Genomic DNA, 11,993 nt, shown 5'->3' on the forward strand with positions numbered 1-11,993 from the left:
GTGGCGGTCGCGGCGGCTTTGGCGATCGTGGTGGCCGTGGTGGCGACCGCGGCGGTCGCGGCGGCGACCGTGGCGGCCGTGGCGGCTTTGGTGACCGTGGCGGCGACCGTGGCGGTCGCGGCGGCTTTGGCGGCAGCCGTGGTGGCTATGGCGATCGCGGTGGCAACCGTGGCGGCTTTGGCGGCAACCGTGGTAACGACCGCGGCGGTCGCGGTGGCGATCGTGGCGGCCGCAACGGCGGCGGCTTCCGCGGCAACCGTTTTTAGTTACGGCGTTTTACCAAACGCCGTAACGGGCCGACGCTGCGCGGGCCGCATTTGGACAATCTGACGTTCAACTTCAAGGGCGCGACCAGAAGGTCAGCGCCCTTTCGTTTCACGTCACCTTGCCTCAAATGCGACCCGCTCGCTGTCCGTCCTCTGCCTGCGGCGTTGTCTTGCTCCGGATGCGGCAGTTAGGGACGTTCCTTTTCTGCCGGCAGCTTGGGACACTCCTTGTAGTCATTGGGGACGTTCTTAAACGACTACATAGAACAAGAGTGAATGATCTCCCGGTTTGAGCCTGCATTCAAGCTCAAAGTGGGAGATTATCCACTCTCATTTGTTGCGTGTCCGAAAATCCACGCTCGTTTCTACTCTGCCTACATTTGGAGGAAGAGCTCGTGGAGGCGGACGTCGTCGTCGAGTTCGGGGTGGAAGGTTACGCCGAGCTGGTTGCCCTGACGGGCGGCGACAATACGACCGTCGACTTTCGCTAAGGCCTTGGCGTCGCCGTGGACCTCGACGATGCGGGGCGCGCGGATAAACGTCAGCGGCACTTCACCGTCAATGCCGGCTATTTGCCCCTTGGTTCGAAAGCTGCCGAGCTGCCTGCCGTAGGCATTGCGCTCGACAAGTACATCCATGGTTTCCAGACGCGGCGTGCCCTTATCGTCATGGGCGGCAAGGTCGTGAGCCAGTAGAATCAGGCCGGCGCAGGTGCCCAGGACGGGCATACCTTCAGCGATACGGGCACGAAGCTCCTCGAGCATGCCCAGCTCATCAAGCAGCTTCCCTTGAACGGTAGACTCGCCGCCGGGAAGTACCAGACGGTCAAAGTCCTGCTTCAAATCAGCCGCCTGCCTCAGCTCAATACAGTGTGCGCCAAGCTCGAATAGTCTTGCCTCGTGCTCGGCAAAAGCGCCTTGGACCGCCAGCACGGCAACCGTTTGGTCTGCATAATCGCTCATGTGCGATCCTTTCTGCTGGACTAGCGCCCGCGCTCTTCCATGATAATCTCGATTTCGTCGGCGTTAATGCCCACCATGGCCTCGCCCAGGTCCTCCGAAAGCTCGGCGATGAGCCTGGCATCGGTGAAGTTTGCCACGGCCTTGACGATGGCAGCGGCGCGCTTGGCGGGGTCGCCGCTCTTAAAGATGCCCGAGCCGACAAAGACGCCCTCGGCACCCAGCTGCATCATCAGCGCGGCATCGGCCGGGGTCGCTACGCCGCCGGCGGCAAAGTTCACGACGGGAAGCTTGCCCGTGGCATGGACCTCGCGTACCAGCTCGACCGGAACCTGCAGTTGCTTGGCTGCCTCAAAGAGCTCGTCGTCGCGCAGGGCAACAACGTCGCGGATCTGCTTTTGGATCTTGCGCATGTGACGCACGGCCTGAACGACGTCGCCCGTACCCGGCTCACCCTTGGTGCGAATCATAGTGGCGCCCTCGGCAACACGGCGCAACGCCTCGCCCAGATCGCGGGCGCCGCAGACAAACGGCACGTCAAACTGGGTCTTGTCGATGTGATAGACGTCATCGGCGGGGGAGAGAACCTCGGACTCGTCGATGTAATCGATCTCGATGGCCTGCAGGACCTGCGCCTCGACAATGTGACCGATGCGGCACTTGGCCATGACGGGGATGGAGACGGCCTCTTGGATGCCCTTGATCATCTTGGGGTCGCTCATGCGCGAGACGCCGCCTGCGGCGCGGATGTCGGCCGGGATGCGCTCGAGTGCCATGACGGCGCAGGCGCCTGCCTCCTCGGCGATGCGTGCCTGCTCGGGCGTGGTGACGTCCATGATGACGCCGCCCTTGAGCATCTGCGCGAGTTCGCGATTGAGTTTGACGCGATCGGCCTTGCTGGTCTGTTCTGCCATGGTTGCTCCCTTGGTTGGCATGTGCATTGCTTGACGGAACATCCTATCGGGGAGCTGGGTATGGCAAAATACTCAGTTTTCGAGATAATAATAATGTCAGCCTAATACCAGATTGAACAGCTCGATAAGGTCAGGTGGCAAACTCATGCTTGACTACAATTTGGAAAAACGCGGCGAAGCATCGCTTTATGAGTATGTTTACCAGCAAATTCGAGATGATATTGTTGCTGGACGTATTGTGGCGGGGGAGCATCTTCCGTCTAAGCGCGCCTTTGCCAGTCATCTGGGAATCAGTGTCATTACCATCGAGAATGCATATAGCCAGTTACTTGCCGAGGGCTATATTTGCTCAATGCCGCGTCGTGGCTACTACGCTTGCAAGCTTCCGGATGCACCGGTTTTGCCTTTGGCTTCGCAGGGCATCGACCGAGATACCGTCTCTGTGGGCCTCAGCGCGCATGATGTCAACGGACAGGTCGAGCTGTTCGATGCACTTTCTCCTTCCGCTTTGGAGGCGGCGCGGCTTTGGCAAAGCGCACTACGGGCGACGCTGGCATCCGAAGATGAGCGCGAAATCTTTTCGCCCGCACCGGCGCAGGGCACCGCTCGGCTGCGACGCGCAATTGCTCACCATCTGCGTGGGACAAGGGGCATGAATGTCGACCCCAACAACATTGTTATCGGTGCAGGCGCCCAGCTGCTCGATACCATGTTGGTTCAGTTGCTTGGAGCCGACAAGGTGTATGCCGTTGAGGACCCGGGCTATTTGCGTCTGACGCGTATCTATCAGGCTATGGGCTGCAAAGTTCGACATATCCCGTTGGATGACGAGGGCGTGGACTTGAGCACTCTGCAGAAAAGCGGGACCGATGTCCTTCACCTGATGCCGTCCCATCAGTATCCGACCGGCCTTGTGACGAGCATTGCGCGTCGCTATGCGCTTCTGAGCTGGGCCGCCGAGCGACCAGGTCGGTATCTCATCGAAGATGACTTTGATTGTGAGTTTCGCCTTGCCGGGAAGCCGATTCCCGCGCTCGCGTCGATCGATGCCGCCCAGTCGGTTATCTACACCAACACGTTTTCGAAGAGCCTTTCATCGGCGTTGCGTTTGGCGTACATGGTGTTGCCCGATGAGTTAATGGAGCGGTTTAGGCGCAACCTTGGTTTCTACGCCTCGTCGGTGAGCTCTGTTGATCAGGTCGCTTTGGCGCGTTTGCTGGAATCGGGTGATTACGAGCGACATGTGAACCGCGTGCGCGTTCGTGCTCGCGAGGCGCGTGATGGCCTGATGGCGCTTGTGCGGAAGGTATTTCCGGCAGGAGAGGTCTCGATCGAGCATGCAGACGCGGGCCTTTACTGTATCGTGGTTGCGGAGCGTGGAGCGGGCGGAAGCTCTTTTGTGCGGGCCCTCACGCGCTCGAGTATCCCTTTTGTCGATATCAGTGACTGTTATTGGTGTGCCGATGGCGCATCTGTCCCTGAAAACTCAAGTCAAATTCTTGTTCAGTATGACGATTTGAGTCCAAAAGCGCTAAATACCTTGGAATCGCAGCTAATGGGAGCACTCTGCAACCTAAGTGAGTAGGCTTTTGGAACTTTGGCGACCAGGCAGTTTTGTAACAAGCTATCTACCTGCGGTTTTGAAAAGCAGGATGACCGGGCTGCTCGGGATGTTCAAAAAAGTCTACTCACTTGTCGCGCAAAGCTTCTGCATGAGAAAAAAATGGGGTTTTCAACAGAACTTCGTCCAGCTCTCGGCAAGCTTTTGGCCAGTTGGGGAGGGCTGTTGAAAACTTGGCAGTCCGTTCGGCACCATTTTTGGCGCGTTCGCGCCAATGCGTGACTGACTGGGTTGAAATTCGTGTTTTCCTGTGCCTATGAAAGATCTACTTTGTGACATATCGGCTTTTAGGTACTGGCGTTTGCCCCCTCAGGTCCGCGCTCTGTGTCCGCCGCTTCCACGACCGGAAGAAGACCGGCAGCGATATGATCTCGCCCGCAACCCGACGGCTGCGGTCGCGCTCGGTTTTCCGTTGTATACATTGGTTCAGACGAGAAACAAACGGACTTGTCCTACCAGCATTAGGCAGCGGCTGTTCCTTGGTGAGCCCCCCAGGGAATCCGTGCTGGAAACGGAGCATGGATTTTTGATTACGTCTCCTCTACTGACGGCATTCATCATGTCGCGGCATCTGACGGATCTTCAGCTTCTTTTTGTGTTGGCGGAGATGTGCGGCCTGTTTGCGGTGTGTGCTCTGCCGGCGGCACTTGAGGCGGAGCTTACGCGTGCAATTGATTCGGGCGCGATTTCGACGACGTTGGGTTGGGTGCGCTGCCCGTCCGAGGACGGCACCGCTTCAAATTTATGGCGTCGAGACGCTTTGGTTTTGGGCAGAGACCTTGACCGTTTTTGTTCAGATGTTTGCGGGATGCGTTACGGCAATAGATTTATGGCGGTATCGCAATTCGTTCCATTGGGTGCCGCGTCGCCTTTTGAGGTCGAGGCGTATTTGCTACTTGCACTGCCGCGATCCCTGGGAGGCGAAGGTTTTTGCGACATAGAGCTTAATGTTGAAGTGATGCTAGGCACAAGTGCTCGAGCGATTGTGGGAAAGTCCCGTGTATATATCGACCTACTTCTTTCTTCACCGGACGGTAGGCGACAGGTGGCCATTGAATGTCAGGGAAAGGCCTCGCACGGACGCGCAGGGGATGGCTTGCGTGACGCTGACCGCATGACGGCCCTTCAGGCCATGGGCTACGATGTGCTTCTCCTGACACACAGACAGATATCGGATGAGGATAGATTCCGCGCGATCGTTAAGGCCGTATGCAGGATGCTCGATGCTGAATATCGTGATAAAAGCTCAGATGAGCAAAGGGCTGAGGCATTACTCCGGTCTGAACTATTCGTTGACTGGACAAAATTGGGAGTAATCGACGGAAAGATGCCCGCTAGACACAAAATGGCTCGATCGTGGACGGCTGCGGTTCTAAGTGAGTAGGCTTTTAGCACTTTGGCGACCAGGCCGTTTTGAAACAAGTCATTTACCTGCGGCTTTATAAAGCAATATGGATGGCGTGCTCGGCAAGTTCCAAAAAGTCTACTCACTTAGTTTTTGACGAGAAACCTATGTCGAAGGCGGTCCTATTTCAGGTAGTTAACAAGTTTGTGAGGCACGAAAAAGGCCCGAACCAATACGGTCCGGGCCTCATTGAGCTAGAGGTTATGTCTCAGGCGTTTGGCTTAGCCAAAGTAGCGCTTGAGCAGGCCGGCGAAAGCCTTGCCGTGGCGGGCCTCGTCGCGAGCCATCTCGTGCACGGTGTCGTGGATGGCATCAAGGCCAGCGGCCTTGGCACGCTTGGCAAGATCGGTCTTGCCGGCGGTGGCACCGTTCTCGGCCTCAACGCGCATCTCGAGGTTCTTCTTGGTGGAGTCGGTCACGACCTCGCCCAGGAGCTCAGCGAACTTGGCAGCGTGCTCGGCCTCCTCGTGGGCAGCCTTCTCCCAGTACAGGCCGATCTCGGGATAGCCCTCGCGATGAGCGACGCGCGCCATGGCCAGGTACATACCGACCTCGGAGCACTCGCCCTCAAAGTTGGCGCGCAGGTCGGCAACGATGTCCTCGGAGACGCCCTCCATCTTGGCGACGCCCACGACGTGCTCGGCAGCCCACTCGAGCTGACCCTCCTCCTGCTTCAGGAAGCGAGAACCGGGAACGCCGCACTGGGGGCACTTGAAGTCCTCGGGCAGCTGGTCGCCGTCGAACTCTTCCACATAACCGCAAACGGGGCAAACAAACTTCATGATTCGATCCTTTCGATCGATGGCGATTGTGCGCTCGTCCGGTCCCGTAAGGGCCCTCTCCGGACGTGCGTCTTGACGAGTTCTATTATCCATAAATGCAACCAAATGTGAAGCCTATTAGGAATGATTTTTAATAAAACAATTTTGAGATATGAAGATGTTGATTGATTAACGATTGGCAGGCCGTCTTTGACCGTCGCTGAGTACAATCGGTCGAGCAAATGTTGACCAATCAACAAATGAGGGAGTTTCCTTTATGCATCTAGCCCGTCGTGCCTGGTGCCGAACATATCAGACGGTTTTTCGCATTGCATTGCCGATCCTGCCCTATACCGAGCCGCACATTTTAGAGCATGCCGAGGATGTGCCCGCGGTGCTTCAAAAGCGCTCGATCCAGAAGGTCCTTATCGTGACGGATCCCGGCATTGCACGTTTGGGACTCACGGCATCACTCGAGCGTGCGCTTACGGCTCAGGGGATTGGCGTTACGGTCTATGCCGAAACGCGTGCGAATCCCACGGTCTCGAATGTGGAGGAGGCGGCGTCCCTGTATCGAGAGAGCGCCTGCCAGGCCATTATCGGCTTTGGCGGAGGATCAGCCATGGACTGCGCCAAGGGCGTAGGCGCACGCATTGCGCAGCCAAACAAGCCCATCAACAAGATGCGCGGCCTGCTGCGGATTCATCGTCGCCTGCCGCTGCTCATCGCCGTCCCCACCACGGCAGGCACGGGAAGCGAGGTCACACTTGCGGCGGTAATTACCGATGACGAGACGCACTACAAGTACCCCATTAACGACTTTGTGCTTATTCCGCGCTTTGCGGTGCACGACCCCGAGTTTACGCGCGGTCTGCCCGCCTCCATTACGGGGCAGACGGGTATGGATGCCCTGACGCATGCCGTCGAGGCCTTTATCGGGCGAAGCACCACGCCCTATACGCGCAAGATGGCACGACAGGCGGTGCAGCTCATCCACGACAATTTGCTCGAGGCCTATGAGCATGGTGACGACATGCGCGCTCGTCGCAATATGCTTTCGGCGGCGTATAAGGCGGGCGTTGCGTTTACCCGCTCCTATGTCGGATATGTGCATGCCATCGCGCACAGTCTGGGCGGCCGATACGGAATTCCGCACGGTTTGGCCAACGCGATCATCCTGCCGCACATGCTTCGCGCTTATGGTGACGCTGCCGCCCCCAAGCTTGCCGATCTTGCTCGCATGGCGGGCATTGCGCCGGCTACCGCGCAGGACAGTCTTGCGGCCGAGGCCTTTATCGATTGGGTCGACCGCATGAACGCCGCCTTGGGCATACCCAAATATGTGACGGGCATTCGCCGCTCCGACATTTCCGAGATGGCGGCGCATGCCGATGCCGAGGCCAATCCCCTGTACCCCGTTCCGCTTCTAATGGACTGCTTGGAGCTCGAGCATATGTACGAAGTCGTTGCAGGTGGTATGTTTGAGAGCGAGAATTAGGAGGGCCCATGAACACCGAGGAAATTGCGCGCATCGTCGGCGATCAGCGCGCCTACTTTAAGACGCACGCTACGTTTGATGTTGATGCTCGACGTCGCGCGCTCGCGAGTTTACGCGATGCGGTGCGGGCCCACGAGGCCGATATCGCTCATGCGCTCAAGACCGATTTGGGAAAGTCGCATGACGAGGCCTATATGTGCGAGATTGGCACATCGCTTTCCGAGATTCGACATCAGATCGCTCACGTGGTTCGATGGAGTCGTCCGCGCCTGCGTCCGTGCGACCTCGCTAACGCCGTGAGCGTGTGCAAAACGCAAACCGTGCCCTATGGCGTCACGCTCATCATGGCGCCCTGGAACTATCCGTTTTTGCTGACGCTCGAGCCGCTCGCTGGCGCCCTTGCCGCGGGCAATACCGTGGTCATCAAGCCGAGCGCCTATGCTCCGGCATCGAGCGCGGTGCTCAGGCAAATCTGTGAAGAGGCATTTGATCCGCGCCTGGTGACGGTTGTCGAGGGCGGGCGCGCCGAGAACGAAGCGCTGCTCGATGAGTGCTGGGACAAGATCTTCTTTACCGGTAGCGTTCCGGTCGGCAAACTCGTCATGGAGCGCGCAAGTAAAAACCTTACGCCCGTGACGCTTGAGCTGGGCGGAAAGAGCCCCTGCATCGTGGATGCGACGGCAAACTTGAAGGTTGCGGCGCGGCGTATCGCCTTTGGTAAATGGCTCAACGTGGGGCAGACCTGCGTGGCGCCCGACTACCTGCTGGTCGATGCGCGCGTGCACGACGAGCTGCTGGACCTCATCAGGGAAGAGGCCCGCCGTATGTTTGGCGAGCATCCGCTCGATAACGAGGACTACGGGCATATCGTCAACGCCAAGCATTTTGCGCGCGTGCGCGGGCTGATCGATCCCGATAAGGTCGTGCTGGGAGGCACGGCGCGCGAGTCGTCGCTCAAGATTGAGCCGACGATCCTAGACGGCGTGACCCCCGATGACGCCGTGATGCAGGAGGAGATCTTCGGTCCCATCTTGCCGGTGCTGACGTTTGAGAGCCTAGACGAGGCCGAGACGTTTATTACGGATCGTCCGACGCCGCTGGCCCTGTATATCTTTAGCCAGGACCGTTCGGTTCAGCAACGCTTTGTGCGCTACGTGCCCTTTGGCGGCGGCTGTGTCAACGACACGATCATGCACTTGGCTACGAGCCATATGGGCTTTGGCGGCATGGGCGCGAGCGGTATGGGGCAGTACCATGGACGCGAGAGCTTCGATACGTTTAGCCACAAGAAGAGCATCGTGAACAAGGCAACTTGGCTGGACGTGCCGTTTCGGTATGCGCCCTACGCAAGCTGGAAGCACAAGTTCGTGCGCATGTTTGTGCATTAGAATCAGATGGTGTAGCGACAAACGGTCGAAAAGGCGCGGGTGGGGCGAATTTGTGTCCGCGCGAGTTCGTAGACTTCTCAATAAGGTTACACACCGGTTTATCCGGCCGTTAGAGGAGCTGCTATGTACGAGCCTTCACGTGTTCTTCTGCCGTTTCATATCGCAGGATTTCAATATGCCGATGGCGCCTTGGTCCTAGGCGATCTTAAAGCGGGCGATAAACTGACGCTGTGTGCCGAGCGCGATAATCCCCATGACCCTGAGGCGGTTGCGATCTACTATGGCAAGACCAAACTTGGCTACGTTCCGGGAAACGAGGTCGGTCCGCTGTCCTTGATGATGTATTACGGCCACGAGGACGTATTTGAGGCCCGCGTGCAACAGGTTGCCCCCGAGCGCAGCCCGTGGCATCAGGTGCGCGTTGGGCTCTATGTGGTGGAAGCTCGCTAGTCGGCAAGGGAGGCGGCCATGTTTGATGACGACGACCTATTCGATCTGACAGACGATTCGTTTGAGTGGGATCTGCTACTCGATGACGATGAGTTGGAGCAGGATCGTAGGAAACGGCAGGGCAAGAAAACTCAGGGTGACGCTTCGAAAAAGCAAGACAAGCGCCGCCGGGGTCTGTTCGGTGGGCTCTTTGGATAACCGCCGCATCGCTGCGTCTGTATACTTAGCACGAGTTGGACACGTTGCGAAATGAGGACACAGACGATGATGTGGTTTACCGCCGACCTGCACCTGGGCGATACGAATATCTTGCACGATATGGATCGGCCGTTTGATTCGGTCGAGGAGATGAACCGCAAGGTCATCGATGCCGTCAATGAGTGCGTGGCGGCGGACGACCGTCTCTATATCTTGGGAGACTTTACCTATCGTTTGCCCCTGGCGGAGGCGGTGCGTCTGCGCGAGCGTATCGAATGTCAGAACGTGACGCTCATCCGTGGTAACCATGACGGCGACTGGGAAGATCCCGACGTACCGCAGATTTGGGAAGACGTGCGCGATTACCTGGAGATTGCTCCCGGCTATGCCAAGGGCCATCGCCTGGTGTTGAGCCATTACCCCATGCTCAGCTGGAACGGCAAGGCGCGTGGCGCCGTCATGCTGCACGGGCATATCCACAGCAGGGGAGACCGCACCAACGTGCGCAACCGCGATCGCGAGCGCCCTATCTTTCGCTACGATGTCGGTCTCGATGCCAACGAGTACAAGCCCGTAAGCCGTGATCAGATTCTTAGCTTCTTTGGGTTATAGGGCGCCAGAGCAACCACAAAGGGGACAGGCACCTTTGTGGTGGCTCTGGCGCCGTTGCCATTATGGCAGCGGCGCCTTTTTTGTCCGTGCGGCGCGGTAGAGTGTAGGCGGTCGAAATTTGCGTCCATCGAGGAGCTGCTATGAACGAGATTAAGTGCCCGCATTGCGGCGAAGTTTTTAAGGTCGATGCGTCTGGCTATGCGGATATTGTCAAGCAAGTGCGCGATGCCGAGTTTTCGCGCGACCTGGATGAGCGTGTGAAGGCAGTCCAGCGCGAGGGCGAGCAGGCGCTGGAGCTTGAACGCTCACGTTCGACGGCTGCCTTGCAAAAGGCAGAGTCTCAGCGCAATGCCCAGCTTGTCGAGCAGAAGAACACCGCGGAGCAGAAGCTGGCACAAGAGGTTGCCAAGCGCGATGCTGAGCTTGCCGAGCTGCGCGCCAAGCTTGAGGGCGCTGCCGCAGAGCGTGAGAGCGCAAGCCAGCGCGCGGCGGTTGAAGCCCGTGCCGACGCTCAAAAGGAGAACGCCGAGCTTCAGCGAGAAATCGACATTTTGCGTGCGCAGTTAGGACGCAAGGACGACGAAGCCAAGCTCGTCGAGTCGGCGGCGCGCAACGCTGCGCAAAACGATTTAGCCGCACGTGATGCTCAGATTGCCGAGCTGCAGGCCAGGCTCGCCGCGGCGGATAAGGCCCAGGAGATGGCGCTTGCCGCCGCTGCGGCCGAGTCGCAGCGCGAGCTCGATGCCGCTCGCAGCGAGGCCGAGCGCGCGCTTACTGACTATCGCGCGACGGTACAGGAGAAGTTTTCCGCCGCAAAGGCTCAGTCCGAGCAAGAGGCTGAGGGTCTGCGCGCCCAGCTGCGCGAGCAGGAGCTGATGGCAAAAATGAACCTGTCAGAGGCGGTCGCCGCGGCGGAGCGAGAGCGCGATGAGGCTCGTGCAAAGCTGACGAGCGAACTGGCGGTGCGCGACTCTCGCGAGGAGCAGGCTAAGGCGGCCTACGAGCTCGAGCTTGCGCAGGCAAAGCGCACGAGTGACGAACTAATCCGTTACAAGGACGAAGAGATTGAGCGCCTTAAGGACATGAAGGTCCGACTGTCCACCAAGATGGTGGGTGAGTCGCTCGAGCAGCACTGCGAGACCGAGTTTAACCGTCTGCGCATGACGGCATTTCCCAACGCGTACTTCGAGAAGGATAACGATGCGTCCGAGGGCACCAAGGGCGACTTTATCTTCCGCGAGTGCGACGCGAGCGGCAACGAGGTCATTTCGATTATGTTCGAGATGAAAAACGAGAACGACGAGACTGCGACCAAGCATAAAAACGAGGACTTCTTTAAGAAACTCGATCACGATCGTCGCCAGAAAGGCTGTGAGTACGCGGTGCTCTGCACACTGCTCGAGCCCGAGAGCGAGCTCTATAACGCAGGGATAGTCGACGTGAGCTATCGCTACGAGAAGATGTACGTGATCCGTCCGCAGTTCTTTATTCCCATGATTACACTTCTTCGCAACGCCGCCATGGGCTCGCTGCGCTATAAGCAGGAGCTGGCGGAGTACAAACAGCAGAATATCGACGTCACGAACTTCGAAGCCAAGATGGAAAAGTTCAAGAACGACTTCGGCCGCAACTACGAGATCGCGAGCCGCAAGTTCCAAACGGCGATCGATGAGATCGACAAGACGATTAGCCATCTGCAGAAAACCAAGGAGGCGTTGCTGTCCTCCGAGAACAATCTGCGCCTAGCCAACAAGAAGGCCGACGATCTTACCATTCGCAAGCTCACGTGGGGCAACAAGACCATGAAGGCGGCGTTTGACGAGGCGCGCGGGGCTGCGCCAGAGACAAACGATGAGCCGGCCGAGGCGGATTCGTATGAGGTCGAGGATGCCGAGTAAGGCATAGCGTATAGCGCAAAAGC

At 58.2% G+C, this 11,993-nt stretch carries 12 protein-coding genes; 9 read left to right on the top strand and 3 right to left on the bottom strand.

Annotated elements, in window-relative coordinates; all coding sequences use genetic code 11:
- Positions 1–266: hypothetical protein (locus ARB25_RS07590; protein ID WP_216595134.1), on the top strand; the 266-nt coding region annotated here is incomplete at its 5' end.
- Between the two features lie 374 nt (positions 267–640).
- Here ARB25_RS07590 and pdxT read toward each other — a convergent pair.
- Both pdxT and pdxS read right to left on the bottom strand, forming a co-directional pair.
- Positions 641–1,228, bottom strand: coding sequence for a pyridoxal 5'-phosphate synthase glutaminase subunit PdxT (pdxT, locus tag ARB25_RS07595; protein WP_055287099.1), 588 nt, complete (start codon positions 1,226–1,228; stop codon positions 641–643).
- A gap of 20 nt (positions 1,229–1,248) precedes the next feature.
- Positions 1,249–2,139: a pyridoxal 5'-phosphate synthase lyase subunit PdxS gene (pdxS, locus tag ARB25_RS07600; RefSeq protein ID WP_055287101.1), complete on the bottom strand. Its 891-nt coding sequence runs from the start codon at positions 2,137–2,139 to the stop codon at positions 1,249–1,251.
- Positions 2,140–2,284: 145 nt separating this feature from the next.
- Between pdxS and pdxR the strand changes: the two genes are divergently transcribed.
- Both pdxR and ARB25_RS07610 read left to right on the top strand, forming a co-directional pair.
- The gene (pdxR, locus tag ARB25_RS07605; protein ID WP_055287103.1) at positions 2,285–3,724 is read left to right on the top strand and encodes a MocR-like pyridoxine biosynthesis transcription factor PdxR; all 1,440 of its coding nucleotides are present in this window, start codon (positions 2,285–2,287) and stop codon (positions 3,722–3,724) included.
- 538 nt (positions 3,725–4,262) lie between these two features.
- Positions 4,263–5,144 (top strand): putative endonuclease domain-containing protein, encoded by an 882-nt coding sequence (locus ARB25_RS07610; protein WP_055287105.1) that lies wholly within the window; start codon positions 4,263–4,265, stop codon positions 5,142–5,144.
- A gap of 242 nt (positions 5,145–5,386) precedes the next feature.
- Here ARB25_RS07610 and ARB25_RS07615 read toward each other — a convergent pair whose 3' ends face one another.
- Positions 5,387–5,947 carry a ferritin family protein gene (locus ARB25_RS07615; protein WP_022094328.1) on the bottom strand — a complete coding sequence of 187 codons (561 nt, stop codon included), beginning with the start codon at positions 5,945–5,947 and terminating at the stop codon, positions 5,387–5,389.
- Between the two features lie 256 nt (positions 5,948–6,203).
- On the opposite strand from ARB25_RS07615, the gene ARB25_RS07620 reads away from it, so the two are divergent.
- The 6 genes from ARB25_RS07620 (at position 6,204) to ARB25_RS07645 (ending at position 11,970) form a co-directional block, all read left to right on the top strand.
- Positions 6,204–7,424, top strand: a complete 1,221-nt coding sequence (locus ARB25_RS07620; RefSeq protein ID WP_055287107.1) for an iron-containing alcohol dehydrogenase — start codon at positions 6,204–6,206, stop codon at positions 7,422–7,424.
- A gap of 8 nt (positions 7,425–7,432) precedes the next feature.
- On the top strand, positions 7,433–8,812 hold the full coding sequence (locus ARB25_RS07625; RefSeq protein WP_055287109.1) for an aldehyde dehydrogenase: 1,380 nt from the start codon (positions 7,433–7,435) through the stop codon (positions 8,810–8,812).
- Positions 8,813–8,935: 123 nt separating this feature from the next.
- Complete coding sequence (locus tag ARB25_RS07630; protein ID WP_055287111.1) at positions 8,936–9,262, top strand: HIRAN domain-containing protein; 327 nt, start codon at positions 8,936–8,938, stop codon at positions 9,260–9,262.
- 18 nt (positions 9,263–9,280) lie between these two features.
- A complete protein-coding gene (locus ARB25_RS07635) occupies positions 9,281–9,460 on the top strand; it encodes a hypothetical protein (protein WP_055287114.1) in 180 nt (59 codons plus the stop codon).
- A gap of 66 nt (positions 9,461–9,526) precedes the next feature.
- Positions 9,527–10,072: a metallophosphoesterase gene (locus tag ARB25_RS07640; protein WP_070100762.1), complete on the top strand. Its 546-nt coding sequence runs from the start codon at positions 9,527–9,529 to the stop codon at positions 10,070–10,072.
- A 140-nt stretch (positions 10,073–10,212) separates the two neighbouring features.
- Positions 10,213–11,970, top strand: coding sequence for a DUF2130 domain-containing protein (locus ARB25_RS07645; RefSeq protein ID WP_055287117.1), 1,758 nt, complete (start codon positions 10,213–10,215; stop codon positions 11,968–11,970).
- Positions 11,971–11,993: the final 23 nt, after the last annotated feature.

The organism is Collinsella aerofaciens, from assembly GCF_001405375.1.
Classification (GTDB): domain Bacteria; phylum Actinomycetota; class Coriobacteriia; order Coriobacteriales; family Coriobacteriaceae; genus Collinsella; species Collinsella aerofaciens_F.

Bases quoted from the DNA above. Each gene is read 5' to 3' on its own strand.
- pdxT (WP_055287099.1), bottom strand. From the start codon at position 1,228: ATGAGCGATTATGCAGACCAAACGGTTGCCGTGCTGGCGGTCCAAGGC.
- pdxS (WP_055287101.1), bottom strand. From the start codon at position 2,139: ATGGCAGAACAGACCAGCAAGGCCGATCGCGTCAAACTCAATCGCGAA.
- pdxR (WP_055287103.1), top strand. From the start codon at position 2,285: ATGCTTGACTACAATTTGGAAAAACGCGGCGAAGCATCGCTTTATGAG.
- ARB25_RS07615 (WP_022094328.1), bottom strand. From the start codon at position 5,947: ATGAAGTTTGTTTGCCCCGTTTGCGGTTATGTGGAAGAGTTCGACGGC.
- ARB25_RS07620 (WP_055287107.1), top strand. From the start codon at position 6,204: ATGCATCTAGCCCGTCGTGCCTGGTGCCGAACATATCAGACGGTTTTT.
- ARB25_RS07625 (WP_055287109.1), top strand. From the start codon at position 7,433: ATGAACACCGAGGAAATTGCGCGCATCGTCGGCGATCAGCGCGCCTAC.
- ARB25_RS07630 (WP_055287111.1), top strand. From the start codon at position 8,936: ATGTACGAGCCTTCACGTGTTCTTCTGCCGTTTCATATCGCAGGATTT.
- ARB25_RS07635 (WP_055287114.1), top strand. From the start codon at position 9,281: ATGTTTGATGACGACGACCTATTCGATCTGACAGACGATTCGTTTGAG.
- ARB25_RS07640 (WP_070100762.1), top strand. From the start codon at position 9,527: ATGATGTGGTTTACCGCCGACCTGCACCTGGGCGATACGAATATCTTG.
- ARB25_RS07645 (WP_055287117.1), top strand. From the start codon at position 10,213: ATGAACGAGATTAAGTGCCCGCATTGCGGCGAAGTTTTTAAGGTCGAT.